We start from the raw sequence: 15,440 nt of genomic DNA on the forward strand, positions 1-15,440 counted from the left end.
CCGGCGGCTGATATAGAGGCCCCATGGTCACCATCACCCTCGTCCAGGGCGACATCACCGATCAGTCCGTCGACGCCATCGTCAACGCCGCGAACTCCTCCCTCCTCGGCGGGGGAGGAGTGGACGGCGCGATCCACCGCCGGGGCGGGCCCGCGATCCTGGAGGACTGCCGAAGGCTCCGTGCCTCGCACTACGGCAAGGGCCTGCCCACGGGCCAGGCGGTGGCCACGACAGCGGGCGAACTGGACGCGCGCTGGGTCATCCACACCGTGGGCCCGGTGCACAGCCAGAGCCTCGACCGTTCCGCCCTGCTCGTCTCCTGCTACCGCGAATCCCTGCGCGTCGCCGACGAGTTGGGCGCCCGCACGGTCGCGTTCCCGGCGGTCTCCGCCGGTGTCTACGGCTGGCCCATGGACGACGCCGCGAGGATCGCCGTGGAGACCGTACGGACGACGCCGACCGAGGTCGAGGAGGTCAGGTTCGTCCTCTTCGACGACCGGGCCTACGAGGCGTTCGCCGCGCGTCTGCGCTGAGCCGGGGACCGGGCCGCGCAGACGGTTCCCCCGAGGCCACCGTCCCGTCCAGCGCCCTCGTTCATCGCCCTCCCAGGACCGCGCTACGGCGCCCATGTCCTCGGCGACTCGTCGTCCCCCGGCGGCCGGCGGTCCGCCGCACCGGCGAGTCGGTGGAGCACCCGCGCCCGGGTCGCCCGGCGTAGGGCCCCGGCGTGCAGGGTGAGTCGGATGCCCCGGTCGAGGTCCGCTCCCGTGGTGAGCCAGAAGTGGGCGGCGGGGCCGGTGTAGGCCTCGGGGTGGTTCCGCACCAGTTCGTCGTAGCGTTCCGCCGCCCGGTCCTGCCATGTCCGGGCCTCCCGGTGGTGTCCGACGGCGCGCAGCGCGAGGACCAGACGGGCGGCGTACTCGGGGTCGTCGCTCGTCTCCACCACGGGGCGCAGAAGGTCGACGGCGGCCTCGGGGTCGCCGCGGAGGAGGGCGACCTCGGCGAGACGGCCGATGGCGGGTGCGTATCCCGGCACCCGGCGCACGGCCGCCTCGAACCACTCGCGGGCGGTGGCCAGATCGCCCCGGCGCCGCCACATCACACCGCGCCGGAAGTCCAGCCGGGCCAGCGGGAAGGGCGAGACCTCTCGATGGAGGCGCCGCGCCTCCTCGAACGCCTGCTCGGCCTCGGCGGCCTCGCCCAGCTCCGCCAGTACCACCGCCGCAGCCGCCGACCTCGTGAAGCCGGACCCGTGGGCGGAGGCGTCCCGAAGCCGGGCGTGGGCCTCGGCGTGACAGCCGACCGCTCCGAGGACCGTCGCCCGTTCCCGGTCCACGGCCCCGCGCGCCGCGCCGGCCCGTTCCGCCGCGTCGAGGTCGGCCATCGCTTCGGCGAAGCGGTGCAGAGCCGCCCGTGACCTGGCCCGGGCCAGCAGGGCGACCCCGTCCTCGGGCGCCTCGCACACCGATTGTTCGGCCAGCCGCGCGGCCAGCTCGTGGTCGGCGACGCGGCCCAGGAAATGGCCGCTCAGTGCGAGCAGATCGACCAGCGCCACCGATTCGGCGGGTGTGAGCGCCGGACGGACGGTCCGGTCGGGGTCCGGGAATGCGCTGACGTCGGTGACGTCGGACGCTGGATTGACGAGGCCGCGTGATCGGGAAGTGCGCTCCGCCATCAGGAACTCCTGCCTGCGGTGGTTGTCATCAGGGACTCCTTCGAGCGGTGGACGTATCGGGACACGGCAGCTGTGGGACGGGTCGACCCACAGGCGCGGGCCCGGCTGCTGGCCGGGGGTGGCGCGACAACAGGTCGGGATGACATGCTGATGATATAATCAATTCTGTTGGGATGGTCATCAGAGGAGTGTCGGCCGACAGGGCCGGTGCCCGACCCCGAGGAGAGGTGCCATGAGCGAGAAAGACCTGCACGCGAAGTTCCAGAAGCTGCCCGAGACCGTCCGCGAGCGGGTCGACTCCGCACTGTCGGACGCGAAGATCGCGTTCAAGCTGCGGGTCGCGGAGGTCCTGGCCGACAAGGAGGACATGGCCGAGCACGCGGTCACGACCGCCGGCCGGATCGGGGCCAAGAGCGGCGAGGTGTCCGAGCTGACGACGATCCTGCCGCTGAAGCCGAACGGCGCGGACAGGCTGCGGAAGTTCTTCAAGCTGGTCGGCGGGAACCTCGCGGGCGCCGGTCAGGTCGGCACGCTGCACAACATGCGCTTCGTCTTCCTGGACAACGACACCAAGCTGCTGTTCGCGACCGCCTTCGACGGCGAGTGGGACCCCTACATCGACGACTTCGCCACCAAGATCCCCGAGTTCATGGACTATCTGTTCAGCAACGTCGAGGGCTGGCCCGGCATCACCTCGCCGGACGTCAAGGACTTCATCGTCAAGCACCAGCTCCCGGCTCAGGCGTGGTTCGTCGCCCACCCGAACCTCACCGTCGCGGAGGCCACCCGCCTCAAGCGCCAGGAGGCCGCCGTACAGCGCTTCCTGTCCGACCTGAACTGAGGGAGGGCGCACCATGCCTTCCCCACTGTTCCGGCGCCTGCGCCGGCCCCCCACGCTGGACCTGGACGACATCCAGGCGACGCTGCTGCGGGCCAGGCCGGAGCCCTACTACGGCACCCACGCCATCCTGGAGATCACCGACCCGACGGCCGGCAGGGAACTGCTGCGCCGACTGGCCCCCCGCGTGACCTCGGCGGCCCGCTGGGACGAACCCCGACCCTCCTGGCTGGCCCTCGCCCTCAGCTACCGGGGGCTCGTCGCCCTGGGCGTGCCGGAACCCTCGCTGGCCTCCTTCCCGGCCAACTTCCGTGCCGGGATGGCCGCCCGCGCCGAGCGGTTGCGCGACACCGGCCCGAACGCCCCGAACCACTGGGAGTTCCCGTTCGGCACCCCGCGCGTGCATGTCGCCGTCACGGTCTACGCCGCGAGCGAGGCCGACTGGCGCGGAGAAGTCGCCGCGTACGAGAAGGAGTTGGCCGAGGTCCAGGGCGTACGGCTGCTCTCGCACCAGGACTTCGCGGCCGACGGCTTCAATGTCTTCGGGTACCGGGACGGCTTCAGCCAGCCGGTGGTCGAGGGCAGCGGCGCCGAGCCACTGCCGGGTGACGGACGGCCCATCAAAGCGGGCGAGTTCGTGCTCGGCCACCCCAGCGAGACGGGCGTCCCCCTGCCGGTGCTGACCCCCGATGTCCTCGGCCGCAACGGCACCTACGTCGTCTTCCGCAAGTACCACTCCCATGTCGCCGCCTTCAACAAGTTCCTCCACGACCACGCCCGTACCGAACAGGAACGCGAACTGCTGGCCGCCAAACTCGTCGGCCGCTGGCGCAGCGGCGCACCCCTGGCCCTTGCCCCGGAGCGCGACGACCCCGCGATCGGCGCGGACCCGCAGCGGATCAACGACTTCGACTACTCCGCCGACCCGCGCGGGCTGCGCACCCCCCTGGGCTCCCACATCCGCCGGATGAACCCGCGCGACACGAAACTGACGGTCCTCAGCGACGTCAACATCCGCCGGATCATCCGCCGCGGCACCTCCTACGGCACCCCACTGCCCCCGGACCGGCTCAAGGACGACGGCAGGCCGCGCGGCCTGGACTTCATCGCGCTCGGCGCACGGGCCATCGACAACGTCGAGTTCCTGCAGAGCGAGTGGGTCGGCTCCGGCAACTTCATGGGCCTGGGCAAGGAGAAGGACCCGATGATCTCGCTCCAGGACAAGGGCGCCCACTTCACCGTGCCCGGCACCCCGCCCCGCCGGGTGCACAACATCCAGTCGTTCAACACCCTCCTCGGCGGCGAGTACTTCTTCATGCCCAGCCTCTCCGCCATCCGCTGGCTCAGCGGCAACTGACCCCCACCCCCCCCTCGCGGAGGCACCCGTGACCTCGTACGTCCCCTACAGCCCCGACCTCGAACAGCCCTTCCCCGACGAGGAGGAGCTGATCCGCCAGGTCGTCGCGGCCATGGGCAAGGCCAACCAGCAGGTCGCCGACAAACACCGCCACGGCCTGCGCGACGCCCACGCCAAGAGCCACGGCGTCCTCGCCGGCGAACTGCGCGTCCAGCCCGACCTCCCCGCCCACCTCGCCCAGGGCCTCTTCGCCGAACCGGCCACCTACCCGGTGATCGTCCGCTTCTCCTCCGCCCCCGGCGATCTGCGCTCCGACCAGGTACCCGTACAGCGCGGCATGGCCATCAAGGTGATCGGCGCCCCCGGCCCCCGCGCCCTCGACGACGGCCACACCACCCAGGACCTCCTCCTGGTCAACCACCCCACCCTGCCCTTCGGCAACATCGCCGAGTACGCCAAACTCCAGGACCTGCTGGAGAAACAGCCCCGCCAGAGCGACCAGCGGCTCCAGCTCACCGGCGCCGCCGCCCGCGTGGCCGCCAAGGCCCTCACCCGCGCCGGCCGCCCGCTCCCGCCGGCCGTCGAGACCCTGGCCGCCGTCAACGACCACATCCTCGGTGAGACCTTCCACTCCATGGCCGCGCTGCGCTACGGCGACCACGTCGCCAAGATGTCCGCCGCGCCCCGCTCGGCGAACGTGCGGGCCCTCACCGGCAGCCGCGTCGACAAGAAGGCCGGCGAGTCCGCGCTGCGCGACCTCGTCGTCGACTTCTTCGCCCACCACTCCGCCGAGTACGACATCCGCGCCCAGCTCTGCGTGGACATCGACCGGATGCCCGTGGAGGACGCGTCCGTCCTGTGGCCCGAGGAACTCTCGCCGCACCAGACCGTGGCCGTGCTGAGCCTGCCCGCCCAGGACGCCTACAGCGACGCCCGCCGCCGCTACGCCGACGACGTCCTCTCCTTCAGCCCCTGGCACGCCCTGGACGCCCACCGCCCGCTCGGCTCGATCATGCGCTCGCGCCGCGCCGCGTACCCCGCCTCCAGCGACTTCCGCCACCGTTTCAACGGGATCGAGCCCCAGGAGCCGTCCGACATCGAGGACCTCCCCGCCTGACCACCGGCCCCGGCACCGACACGGGTGCCGAGCGCGAACGGCGGGGGCCGTCCCGCACTCTGACGGGGTAACGGCCCGCCCCTGGCGTACGGAGGGTGCGCGGAGCTGTTCGCTGGGTCAAACATCCTGGTCAGCGGTGTCGTCGCGGTGCGGCGGCGGGTGGGGGAGCGGCCCGGTGATCGGTTGCGGCGTGCCGTACCCGATTCCACGGTGAGGCATAGGACAGCCGCTTCGAAAGGAACGTGCATGCGTGCCCTCGCCACCCGTGGTCTCCTTCTGTCGCCCCTGGTCTGCGCCGCGCTGGTCTTCACCCCGATCGGTACCGCCACCGCTCTCGTGGACGCGGGCCACGAGGTCTCGGGCCGCGCCACCGCCGCCGTCCCCGCGCCCGACGACCTCACGGCCTTCCTCGACGATCTCGAAGCGGAGATCGACGCGCTCGTGGCGAAACAGGAGACCGACCTGGACGCGCTGTTCGCTCAACAAGAGGCCGATCTGGACGAGCTGCTGGCGAGGCTCGACACCGAACTCGACGCCGCCGAGGCCGCGGCCTCGGATACGGAGGCGGACGTCGAAGCCGAGGTGGCCGCCCAGATCGCCGCGATCGACGCGATGGACCTGGACGACGTACTCGGGCCGCTGCTGGACGAGTTGAGCGACATCGCGGCCCTGGGCGACGCCGGCGCCGTACTCGACCCGGCCGTGGCCGCCCGCCATGCCGAGGAACTCAGGACGGCCCACGCCACCGTCCAGGAGCGGTTGAAGAAGCTCGACACCACGGCCCCGGCCACCCGTGGCCCGATCACCCCGTACCGCGTCGCCGCGGCCGACCCCGTCGGAGAACTCCTCACCGCGCTGCAGTCCGCGGTCGACGGCCTGCTCAAGGCCCTGACCTCGCTGGACGTCGGTGCCGTACTCGGCGCGGTGACCGGACTGCTGTCCCCGGTGCTCGGTGTGGTCACGGGCCTTCTCCAGCCGGTCCTCGGCCTGGTCGGGGGCCTGGTCGGCGGCCTCGTACCCCAGCTCCCGGCGCTACCGGCCGCCAACGGCCTGCCCCAGCTGCCCGCGTTGCCCCAACTGCCCGCGCTCCCCGCCACGGAGGGCCTCGTCCCCGCCCTGCCCCCGCTTCCCGAGGCGAGCACCCTTCCCGCCCTGCCCCCGCTCCCCGAGGCCAGCACCCTCCCGGCCCTGCCGCCATTGCCGGAGGCGAGCACCCTCCCCGCGCTGCCCCCGCTTGCCGAGGCCAGCACACTGCCCGCTATGCCGCCGCTTCCCGTGGCGAGCACCCTCCCCGCCGTGCCCGCGACGTAGCCGCCGCCGAAGCCGTACGTACGAAGGACGCCGAATCCCGGCAAACCCCCCGCGCCCGACGAGGACTCAGTCCGCGTCGGGCGCGTCGCTGATGCCCAGCCTCAGGTGCTCCACGTGGTACACGGCCTGGTCCAGCAGCTCGGCGACATGGTGGTCGTGGAGCGCGTACACCACCGACCGGCCCCGGCGTTCGCCCACCACCAGCCCGAGATTGCGCAGCAGCCGCAGCTGATGGGAGCAGGCGGACTGCTCCATCCCCACCTCGGCGGCCAACTCGGTCGCGGGCAGCGGCCCTTCGCGCAGCCGGGCCAGGATCAGCAGGCGCGACGGGGTGGACAGGGCCTGAAGGGTCGTGGCCACCTTGGCGACATTGGCCGCGTCCAGCCGCACGCGTGGAGTGGCGTTCTGCGCGGCGGTGACGGCTCCATGACCCATGGCGGATATCTTACTCATCGCGCATGAAGGCATGAATGAGTCTTCATGTGTTCCTGTATGGTGGGCCGGGTGTCCACCACCCTTGCCCCGTCACCGGTCCGCCGCACGCAGCCCTCGACGGCTCCGCGCCGCCGTACGCGCGTCCTGGCCCTCCCCGAGGCCCGCTGGGCGCTGGCCTCGACCGTCGCCTTCCTCCTCGCCTTTCCCCTCGACCTGGCTGGCGCCTCCGCCTGGCTGTACGGCCCGCTGTACGCCGTCGCCTACGCGGCCGGCGGCTGGGAACCCGCCCTCGAAGGGCTGCGGGCGCTGCGGGAGAAGAGCCTCGACGTCGACCTGCTGATGATCGTCGCGGCGCTCGGTGCCGCCGCGATCGGACAGGTCCTCGACGGCGCCCTGCTGATCGTCATCTTCGCCACCTCCGGCGCGCTGGAGGCCCTGGCCACCGCCCGCACCGCCGACTCGGTACGGGGCCTGCTCGACCTCGCGCCGACGACCGCCACGCGGGTGTCCGCCGGCGGCTCCGCCGAGGAGGCCGAGGCGGTGGGCGAGGTCGAAGAGAGCGTGCCTACGGATCAGCTCGCCGTCGGCGACATCGTGCTCGTCCGCCCCGGTGAGCGCGTCGGCGCCGACGGGCGGGTCCTCGCGGGCGAGAGCGACGTCGACCAGGCCACCATCACCGGTGAACCCCTGCCCGTGCCCAAGGCCCCCGGCGACGAGGTCTTCGCGGGCACCCTGAACGGCACCGGCGTGCTCCGCGTCCGCGTCGAACGCGACCCCGCCGACTCCGTCATCGCCCGGATCGTCGGGCTCGTCGAGGAGGCCTCCCGGACCAAGGCGCCGACCCAGCTGTTCATCGAACGGATCGAACAGCGCTACGCCGTCGGGGTCGTCGTCGCCACCCTCGCCGTCTTCGGGGTCCCGCTGGCCTTCGGCGAGGACCTGACGGAAGCCCTCCTCCGCGCCATGACCTTCATGATCGTCGCCTCGCCGTGCGCCGTCGTGCTCGCCACCATGCCGCCCCTGCTCTCCGCGATCGCCAACGCCGGACGACACGGTGTCCTCGTCAAGTCGGCCGTCGCCATGGAACGGCTGGGCGAGATCGACATGGCCGCGCTGGACAAGACGGGCACGCTCACCGAGGGCATGCCCGAGGTCGTCGCCGTACGGCCGCTGCCGGGCTCCGGGCTGGACGAGGACGCGCTGCTGGCGCTCGCCGCGGCCGCCGAGCACCCCAGTGAGCATCCGCTGGGCAGGGCCGTGGTGGCCGCCGCCGGTGCGCGGGGGCTGCGCGTCACCGGCGCCGAGGGGTTCGTGGCCGTGCCCGGATGGGGTGTGCGGGCCACGGTCGAGGGGCGCGCGGTGGCCGTGGGGCGGGCCGGGGAGGAGCACGGCCGGGGCGCCGACGGGACCGTCGTACTCGTGGAGCGCGACGGGGTGGCCGTGGGGACGCTCACCCTCGCCGATCGGCTTCGGCACGACGCGAAGGCGGCCGTGGCCGCGGTCGCCTCGGTGACGGGGAGGGGGCCGGTGTTGTTGACCGGCGACAATTCGTTCGCTGCCGCGCAGGTCGCCGATGAGGTCGGGATCGGGGATGTGCGGGCCGGGTTGTTGCCGGAGGGCAAGGTGGCGGCCGTGCGGGAGCTTCAGGGGGGTGGGAGGAAGGTGGTGTTCGTGGGGGACGGCGTGAACGACGCGCCCGCGCTTGCCGCCGCGCACGCCGGGGTGGCGATGGGGCGTGCGGGGTCCGACCTCGCGCTGGAGACCGCCGACGCGGTGGTGGTGCGGGATGAGCTTGTCGCCATTCCAGCGGTGGTGCGGTTGTCGCGGGCCGCTCGGAGGTTGGTGGTGCAGAACCTTGTGATCGCCGGGGTGTGTATCGGGGTGCTGGTGGTGTGGGATCTGGTGGGGCATCTGCCGTTGCCGCTCGGGGTGGCTGGGCATGAGGGGTCCACTGTTCTGGTGGGGCTGAATGGGCTGCGGTTGTTGCGGGAGTCTGCGTGGGGGCGGGCTATGGGTTAGTTCGCCTATGGGGGAGGGGCTGCGGGATGCATGGCGACCGCGGGTGGTTGTGGGCTGGTCGCGCGGTTCCCCGCGCCCCTTTGATGGTGGCCGGCGGCTATGAGTTGCCCGTGACCCTTCTGGTGTTCTCGGGAGCTACGAGATCGCCCCCACCTTGATGTCGGATTCCTGCCAGCCTTGCGCTCCCCTCCTCCCCGATCCTTGACCCATGCGGAACGGGATGTACGAGGACACCGAGCGGTGTGTGCGGGCCGTGCGGGGCAAGGACGCTCGGTTTGACGGGTGGGTGTTCACGGCGGTTCTGACCACGCGGATCTACTGTCGGCCCAGTTGTCCGGTGGTGCCGCCGAAGGCCGAGAACATGAGGTTCTATCCGAGCGCGGCGGCCTGTCAGCAGGCCGGGTTTCGCGCTTGTAAGCGGTGCCGGCCGGATACGAGTCCGGGGTCGCCCGAGTGGGATCAGCGGGCCGACGCGGTCGCGCGGGCGATGCGGCTCGTGGCGGACGGGGTCGTGGACCGGGAAGGGGTGGACGGGCTGGCCCGGCGGCTCGGGTACAGCACCCGGCAGGTCGAGCGGCAGCTGATGGCCGAGCTGGGGGCGGGGCCCCTCGCGCTCGCCCGGGCCCAGCGGGCGCAGACCGCCCGGCTGCTGATCGAGACGAGCGGGCTGCCGATGGCTCGGATCGCGTTCGCCGCCGGGTTCGCCTCGATCCGGACGTTCAACGACACCGTGCGGGAGGTCTACGCGCTCTCGCCGAGCGAACTGCGCGAGCGGGCGGCGCGGTCGTCCCGGCAGCGCTCCGAATCGCCGGGTACATCAGGGGTGTTGAGCCTCCGGCTGCCCTTCCGGGCCCCGCTCAACCCCGACAATCTCTTCGGCCACCTCGCCGCCACCGCCGTACCCGGCGTCGAGGAGTGGCGCGACGGCGCGTACCGGCGCACACTGCGGCTGCCGTACGGCCATGGCATCGTCGGGCTCAGGCCCGAGCCCGACCACATCGGCTGCCGGCTCCGCCTCAGCGATCTACGGGATCTGCCCGTCGCCATCAGCCGCTGCCGCCGCATGCTCGACCTGGACGCCGATCCGGTCGCCGTCGACGAGCAGCTGCGCACCGATCCGGTGCTGGCGCCGCTGGTGGACAAGGCGCCGGGGCGGCGGGTGCCGCGTACCGTCGACGAGGCCGAGTTCGCCGTACGGGCCGTGCTCGGCCAGCAGGTGTCCACGGCCGCCGCGCGTACCCACGCGGCCCGGTTGGTCACCGCCCACGGCGAAACCGTCGACGACCCCGACGGCGGTCTCACCCACCTCTTCCCGTCCCCCGAGGCGCTCGCGGACGTGGACCCCGACACCCTCGCCATGCCCCGCACCCGCCGGACCACCTTCACCACCCTGGTACGCCAACTCGCCGACGGCGACCTCCACTTGGGCGTGGACAGCGACTGGGCCCACACCCGCGCCCAGCTCCTCGCCCTCCCCGGCTTCGGACCCTGGACCGTCGACGTCATCGCCATGCGCGCCCTCGGCGACCCCGACGCATTCCCCGCCACCGACCTCGGAATCCGGCGCGCGGCAAAGGAGCTGGGCCTGCCCTCCAGTCCCGCCGCCCTCACCGCACGCGCTGCGGCCTGGCGACCCTGGCGGGCCTACGCCGTCCAGTACCTGTGGGCCACCGACAGCCACCCGATCAACTTCCTCCCGGTGTGAGAAAACATGAGGACAGCCATGAACGAGCGCAAGCAGCACACGGTCATCGACAGCCCCTACGGGCCCCTCACCCTCGTCGCTGCCGCCGACGACGGCGCGCTGTGCGGCCTCTACATGACCGAGCAGCGGCATCGACCGCCTCAGGAGAACTTCGGCGCGCGTGACGATTCGGCCTTCGGCGCGGTCGAGGAGCAGTTGGCGGCCTACTTCTCGGGCGAGTTGAAGGAGTTCTCGCTCGAACTGCGGCTGAACGGGACGCCGTTCCAGCGCGAGGTGTGGCAGGAACTGCGCCGCATCCCCTACGGCGAGACCCGCTCGTACGGCGAACTGGCCGCGGCCCTCGGCAACCCGGCCGCCTCCCGCGCGGTCGGTCTCGCCAACGGCAAGAACCCCATCGGCATCATCGTCCCCTGCCACCGCGTCGTCGGCGCCAACGGCTCCCTCACGGGCTACGGCGGCGGCCTGGCCCGCAAGAAACGCCTGCTGGACTTCGAGAGCGGCCTCGGCTCCGAGAGCGGAGCGGCACTGTTCTGAGGCGGCCCTAGCCGGTGACCCCGCCCAACGTGCGCAGCAGCTCCGGCAAGGCCGTGCCGATCGGCTCGCGGATGATCTCGTCGGCCAGGTCGTCGTACGGGGTCGGTTCGGCGTTGACGATGACCAGTCGGGCGCCGTGGTCGGCGGCGATCCCCGCGAGACCGGCGGCGGGCTGGACCTGGAGGCTGGTGCCGACGGCGATGAACAGCTGGCAGGCCTTGGCGATCGCGACGGCCTCGCTCAGGACCATCGGGTCGAGGCGCTCGCCGAACATCACCGTCGCAGACTTCAGGATGCCGCCGCATGTGAGGCACGGCGGATCGTCCTCACCGGCCTCGACCCGGGCGAGCGCATCATCCATGGGCCCGCGCGCATGACATTTCGTGCACACCACCGCGTGTGCGGTGCCGTGGAGTTCGAGCACCTTGCGGCCGGGCATCCCGGCCAGTTGGTGCAACCCGTCCACGTTCTGCGTGATCACCCGCACCGGCACCCCGGACCGCTCCAGCTCGGCCACCGCCCGATGCGCCGCGTTCGGCTCCGCCCCGAGCGTCCGGTTCTGCCGCCGCAGCTGCCACGACCGCCGCCGAATGTCCGGATCACCCATGTAGTACTCGTACGTGACCAGCTTCTCGGCCCCGGGGTCCTTGCGCCACAGCCCGTTCGGGCCGCGATAGTCCGGGATTCCGGAGTCCGTCGAGATACCGGCGCCGCTGAGCAGGGCGACGAGTGGCTTGGTCATGGGCCGACAGTAGGACTCCTGTCCGCTCGAAGCGAGTGGAATACGCGCGCCGCGCCCCTGCCCCTACGGCGAGTCGGGCGCCCCCGAGTCCGCCGCGCCATGACCCGGCCGTGTGCCCCGGAAGCCCTCGTGGAGCCGCGCCGCGCCCGCGCATACTCCACACCTACGTGCGCCCCGCGCACATGCTCGGCAATCCCTGGGGAGAAACACACTCGATGAAGCTCGCCACGAGACTCGTCCTCACCACCACCGCACTCGCCGCGGTGACCACCGGCACGCTCCTGAGCGCCACGGTCGGCCAGGCCGCGGAGCCGAAGCCCGCCCGCGCCGGCGTCGACGCCCCCGCCGCGCTGAAGGTGCCCGACGGCAACCGGCTCACCAGCGTCATGTCCGCCAAGGGCGTCCAGACCTACACCTGTGCCGACGGCGTCTGGAAGCTGCTGGAGCCGGCCGCCGCGCTCTCGCTGAAGAAGGACCGCTCCCACCGCACCGTCGCCCTCCACTCCCGTGGCCCGGTGTGGGTCTCCACGATGGACGGCAGCGCGGTCAACGCCGCCGCCGTCGCCACCTCGCCCAAGCCCGGCACCATCCCCGAGCTGCTGCTGAAGTCCACGGCCACGCGCGGCACCGGGGTCTTCGCCGGTGTCTCCTACATCCAGCGCCTCGACACGAGCGGCGGCGTCGCCCCGGCCACCGCCTGCACCGGCACCGACCAGGTCAGCGTCCCGTACTCCGCCACCTACGCCTTCTACAAGCCCGCCGAGTAGGGCCTCGGGCCGCGCGCCGACGCGCCGAGCCGCGCCGCGGGCGCGGTGGTCGCGGCGGGCGCGTGGCCCCAGGGTTCCCGCCGTCTCCCCCTCACGGCGCCGGCAGGCAGTACGTGCGGTCGTAGTGCTGGGCCACCAGTCGGCCGGAGGCGTCGCAGGCCAGTTGCCATTCGTTGACGCCGGTCTCGATGTTGTCGGTGAAGTTCCACAGGAGCGTGCCGTCGGTGGAGTCGATGGCGTAGAAGCCGTTCTTGTTCTTGTAGGCGGGGACGTAGACGGTCTTGGGGCCGGTGGTGATCGGCAGGTCGACATTGAGGCGGGGGGTGGCGCGGAACCAGCGGCGGGCGCCGGTCGCCGCGTTGAAGGCGTACACGCCGGCGGGGTTCGTGCCGGTGGCGTACACCGTGTTGCCGATGGCCCCGAGGGAGGCGAACTGGCCGCGGTCGGGGGTCACCTTCCAGCGCGCTTTGCCGGTGTCGACGTTCAGGGCCTTGAGTTCGCGACCTATGACGAAGACGGTATCGCCGAGCAGGGCGAGGCCGGGCCTGAGGTCGTAGCCGACGGGATGCCGCCAGCGGACACCGGAGGTGTCGGTGTTGCGGGCCGTCACATTGCGCAGGCCATCGGCGTAGATGAAGATGCCGGGAATGATGACTGGCGTCACCTGGATGCCGACGTCTTGGGGGCTGACGGGGATGACCTCCGCGCGACGGCCCACCAGGTCCACAGCGAACACCGTTTCCGTGGACGTCGCGACGCCCTGTTCCGCGGTCTCCCGCCGCAGCCGGGCACCGATGACGGAGAGCGTGCTGTCGTCGATCGCGCCGAGCAGGGTGTCGAATCGGAAATCCGGCCCGAAATCGAGGGTGAAACGTTCCGTCCCGTCGTCGGGGTCGACGCCGATCACGGTCGAGCCCTCGCCCAGTGTCACCGCGACCGCCCCGCTGAAGCTCAGCACGGTCGGTGTGGGCGACGGGCTGATGCCCTCGTAGACCCACTTGGGCCGGGTGCCGTCCGTGAGGTCGAGGGAGATCATGTCGCCCGGGCGGGTCTTCAGCAGGGCGGTCTCCTTGTGGAAGACCGCCGGTGCCTGGAGCATCGGCCCGCCGCGGTAGACCCAGAGCGGTTTCGGGGCCGGGCCGGCGGGCGCCGCGACCTGCCCGCCGGCCTTCTCGTGCCGGGCGAGCAGCAGTGAGCCGCCGATGACGGCGGCCGTGGCGCCCGCCGACGCGGTGAGCACCGTACGCCGGGACGGCCCGGGCCGGGACAGGGCCCGGCGGCGCCTCGGGCCGGTGCGTCCCGCCGCTGTCTCCCCGGTGCGGCCGTAGGGCTTCGGGGGCAGCGGACCGGTGATGTCCGGTACCTCCTCGGCACAGCCGGGGGGTGGGGGAGGGCAGCCCTCGTCGGCAGGGGGAGGAGGGGCCTGGGGAGGGCAGCCGCCCTCGGCAGGGGCAGGCGCCCGGGAAGGACACTCCGGGTCGGCGCGTACCGGTCTCGGGGTCGGGGTGGCGTCGGTCCCGTCCGGGCGGTAGGTCCGGCGGCCGCCCTGGGAGCCGTACGCGTACGGCTTCGGGGTGTCGGTGGGCAGGGAGGACCTCTCGACCAGGCCGTCCGGCGCGGTGTCGAGGTTCGACACCACCGCCGTGCGCAGGGCGATCGAGGCGGTCACCGGCTGGGGCAGCCAGCCGGCCTCCACCAGCTGCTCCACTCCGCCGGGCGCGCAGGCCGCCGCCAGCTTGTCCGGGGTGATGCGCAGCAGCGGGTCCTTGGTGAGACAGAGGTTGATGATCTTGTCGAGGGGGTCGGGGACGCCGGTGAGGTCGGGGGCGCTGTGCACGACCTGGTAGAGGAGCGTGGCCGCCGCGGTGCCGCTGAACGGGGCGTGCCCGGACGAGGCGTAGGTGAGCACGGAGCCGAGGGAGAAGACATCGCCCTCGGGGCCCAGCGGCTCGCCCGTGGCCTGCTCGGGGCACATGTACTCGAAGGAGCCGAAGAGGGCGCCGGATCTGGTGAGGTCGTAGCCGTCGGTCGCGCGGACGATGCCGAAGTCGATGACGCGCGGGCCGTCGGCGGCGAGCAGCACATTGGACGGCTTGAGGTCGCGGTGGACGAGGCCCGCGGCCTGGACGGAGATCAGCGCCTCGGCGATGCCCGCGCCGAGCACGAGCACCGACTCCACCGGCAGCGGCCCGTGCTCGGCCACGGCCTCGGCCACGGTGGGCCCGGGGATGTACTCGGTCGCCAGCCAGGGCGTCTCCGCGTCGGGGTCGGCGTCCACCACGGCCGCCGTGAATCTGCCGCCGACGGCTCCGGCGGCCTCGACCTCACGCCGGAAGCGGATACGGAAGTTGCGGTCGCCCAGCATCTCGGGGCGGATGGCCTTGACCGCGACGGTCTGTCCCTCGGCGGACCGCGCCAGATAGACCCGGCCCATCCCGCCCGCGCCGAGCCGTGCCACGAGACGGAAGGGGCCTAGTGTCTCTGGATCGTCGGGGCCCAGTGGTTCCATGACCTCAGCTGCCTGTTCTCGTGTTGACGGGCGAGAAACGGCCCGGCGGGGGATGGGCGTTGAGACCGGCTCGTCCGGACGGCAGCCGGTGAGCGCTTCCGGCGCCCCGCAGCCTGCCGGAGCCGCGGCCCCCGCGCCCGGGGGCACCCGCCCAGGCGTCCCGAGTGCTGCCCCGGTGCCGGAGCGAGACTGCGGGAGTGGGGTCGCTTCGGACGGGATCTGTGGCAAGACTAGAGGCTGAAGTGAAGAACGGGGAGCGTTTTCGGCCAGCGCTTTAAACTTCTATCAATCGCCGCGTTCTCCCCTTCTCACCCTCCGTGCAAGGGGAGTTGACGTAATGTCAGCTGACTCCTGTCAATGAATATGCCCATGAGACCGCGACCTCCGTGGCTGGTCATCGCCCATGCCGCAGCGGCCACGGTCCCCACCTT

13 protein-coding genes are annotated in these 15,440 nt (G+C 72.2%); 9 read left to right on the top strand and 4 right to left on the bottom strand.

Translation table 11 applies throughout. The annotated features are described in order from the left end of the window. Positions 1 to 23: 23 nt before the first annotated feature. On the top strand, positions 24 to 533 hold the full coding sequence (locus tag ACWD4G_RS26730) for an O-acetyl-ADP-ribose deacetylase (protein ID WP_451297627.1): 510 nt from the start codon (positions 24 to 26) through the stop codon (positions 531 to 533). An 83-nt stretch (positions 534 to 616) separates the two neighbouring features. On the opposite strand, the gene ACWD4G_RS26735 is transcribed toward ACWD4G_RS26730, so the two are convergent. Continuing rightward, positions 617 to 1,675, bottom strand: a complete 1,059-nt coding sequence (locus tag ACWD4G_RS26735; protein WP_451297629.1) for a tetratricopeptide repeat protein — start codon at positions 1,673 to 1,675, stop codon at positions 617 to 619. 232 nt (positions 1,676 to 1,907) lie between these two features. On the opposite strand from ACWD4G_RS26735, the gene ACWD4G_RS26740 reads away from it, so the two are divergent. The 4 genes from ACWD4G_RS26740 (at position 1,908) to ACWD4G_RS26755 (ending at position 6,298) form a co-directional block, all read left to right on the top strand. Next, entirely contained in the window at positions 1,908 to 2,516 is a 609-nt protein-coding gene (locus ACWD4G_RS26740) for a hypothetical protein (RefSeq protein ID WP_451297631.1), read from the top strand. 13 nt (positions 2,517 to 2,529) lie between these two features. Continuing rightward, positions 2,530 to 3,870 (top strand): Dyp-type peroxidase, encoded by a 1,341-nt coding sequence (locus tag ACWD4G_RS26745; protein WP_451297633.1) that lies wholly within the window; start codon positions 2,530 to 2,532, stop codon positions 3,868 to 3,870. Positions 3,871 to 3,898: 28 nt separating this feature from the next. Beyond that, positions 3,899 to 4,987 (top strand): catalase family protein, encoded by a 1,089-nt coding sequence (locus ACWD4G_RS26750; protein WP_451297635.1) that lies wholly within the window; start codon positions 3,899 to 3,901, stop codon positions 4,985 to 4,987. A gap of 246 nt (positions 4,988 to 5,233) precedes the next feature. Continuing rightward, positions 5,234 to 6,298 (top strand): hypothetical protein, encoded by a 1,065-nt coding sequence (locus tag ACWD4G_RS26755; RefSeq protein WP_451297637.1) that lies wholly within the window; start codon positions 5,234 to 5,236, stop codon positions 6,296 to 6,298. A gap of 66 nt (positions 6,299 to 6,364) precedes the next feature. Here ACWD4G_RS26755 and ACWD4G_RS26760 read toward each other — a convergent pair whose 3' ends face one another. Further along, a complete protein-coding gene (locus tag ACWD4G_RS26760; protein WP_451297639.1) occupies positions 6,365 to 6,733 on the bottom strand; it encodes an ArsR/SmtB family transcription factor in 369 nt (122 codons plus the stop codon). 57 nt (positions 6,734 to 6,790) lie between these two features. Between ACWD4G_RS26760 and ACWD4G_RS26765 the strand changes: the two genes are divergently transcribed. The 3 genes from ACWD4G_RS26765 (at position 6,791) to ACWD4G_RS26775 (ending at position 10,991) form a co-directional block, all read left to right on the top strand. Further along, the gene (locus ACWD4G_RS26765) at positions 6,791 to 8,752 is read left to right on the top strand and encodes a heavy metal translocating P-type ATPase (protein WP_451297768.1); all 1,962 of its coding nucleotides are present in this window, start codon (positions 6,791 to 6,793) and stop codon (positions 8,750 to 8,752) included. A gap of 208 nt (positions 8,753 to 8,960) precedes the next feature. Next, positions 8,961 to 10,457, top strand: a complete 1,497-nt coding sequence (locus ACWD4G_RS26770; RefSeq protein WP_451297641.1) for a DNA-3-methyladenine glycosylase 2 family protein — start codon at positions 8,961 to 8,963, stop codon at positions 10,455 to 10,457. An 18-nt stretch (positions 10,458 to 10,475) separates the two neighbouring features. After that, positions 10,476 to 10,991, top strand: a complete 516-nt coding sequence (locus ACWD4G_RS26775; protein ID WP_451297643.1) for a methylated-DNA--[protein]-cysteine S-methyltransferase — start codon at positions 10,476 to 10,478, stop codon at positions 10,989 to 10,991. A 7-nt stretch (positions 10,992 to 10,998) separates the two neighbouring features. Here ACWD4G_RS26775 and ACWD4G_RS26780 read toward each other — a convergent pair whose 3' ends face one another. Beyond that, positions 10,999 to 11,733: an SIR2 family NAD-dependent protein deacylase gene (locus tag ACWD4G_RS26780; protein WP_451297645.1), complete on the bottom strand. Its 735-nt coding sequence runs from the start codon at positions 11,731 to 11,733 to the stop codon at positions 10,999 to 11,001. Positions 11,734 to 11,948: 215 nt separating this feature from the next. Here ACWD4G_RS26780 and ACWD4G_RS26785 point away from each other — a divergent pair, with 215 nt between their 5' ends. Continuing rightward, on the top strand, positions 11,949 to 12,500 hold the full coding sequence (locus ACWD4G_RS26785; RefSeq protein WP_451297647.1) for a DUF3455 domain-containing protein: 552 nt from the start codon (positions 11,949 to 11,951) through the stop codon (positions 12,498 to 12,500). A 91-nt stretch (positions 12,501 to 12,591) separates the two neighbouring features. On the opposite strand, the gene ACWD4G_RS26790 is transcribed toward ACWD4G_RS26785, so the two are convergent. Continuing rightward, on the bottom strand, positions 12,592 to 14,958 hold the full coding sequence (locus ACWD4G_RS26790) for a protein kinase domain-containing protein (RefSeq protein WP_451297649.1): 2,367 nt from the start codon (positions 14,956 to 14,958) through the stop codon (positions 12,592 to 12,594). Positions 14,959 to 15,440 lie beyond the last annotated feature (482 nt).

Source organism: Streptomyces sp. NPDC002643, assembly GCF_053592555.1.

Bases quoted from the DNA above. Each gene is read 5' to 3' on its own strand.
- ACWD4G_RS26765 (WP_451297768.1), top strand. From the start codon at position 6,791: ATGGTGGGCCGGGTGTCCACCACCCTTGCCCCGTCACCGGTCCGCCGC.
- ACWD4G_RS26775 (WP_451297643.1), top strand. From the start codon at position 10,476: ATGAACGAGCGCAAGCAGCACACGGTCATCGACAGCCCCTACGGGCCC.
- ACWD4G_RS26755 (WP_451297637.1), top strand. From the start codon at position 5,234: ATGCGTGCCCTCGCCACCCGTGGTCTCCTTCTGTCGCCCCTGGTCTGC.
- ACWD4G_RS26785 (WP_451297647.1), top strand. From the start codon at position 11,949: ATGAAGCTCGCCACGAGACTCGTCCTCACCACCACCGCACTCGCCGCG.
- ACWD4G_RS26735 (WP_451297629.1), bottom strand. From the start codon at position 1,675: ATGGCGGAGCGCACTTCCCGATCACGCGGCCTCGTCAATCCAGCGTCC.
- ACWD4G_RS26745 (WP_451297633.1), top strand. From the start codon at position 2,530: ATGCCTTCCCCACTGTTCCGGCGCCTGCGCCGGCCCCCCACGCTGGAC.
- ACWD4G_RS26780 (WP_451297645.1), bottom strand. From the start codon at position 11,733: ATGACCAAGCCACTCGTCGCCCTGCTCAGCGGCGCCGGTATCTCGACG.
- ACWD4G_RS26740 (WP_451297631.1), top strand. From the start codon at position 1,908: ATGAGCGAGAAAGACCTGCACGCGAAGTTCCAGAAGCTGCCCGAGACC.
- ACWD4G_RS26770 (WP_451297641.1), top strand. From the start codon at position 8,961: ATGCGGAACGGGATGTACGAGGACACCGAGCGGTGTGTGCGGGCCGTG.
- ACWD4G_RS26760 (WP_451297639.1), bottom strand. From the start codon at position 6,733: ATGGGTCATGGAGCCGTCACCGCCGCGCAGAACGCCACTCCACGCGTG.
- ACWD4G_RS26730 (WP_451297627.1), top strand. From the start codon at position 24: ATGGTCACCATCACCCTCGTCCAGGGCGACATCACCGATCAGTCCGTC.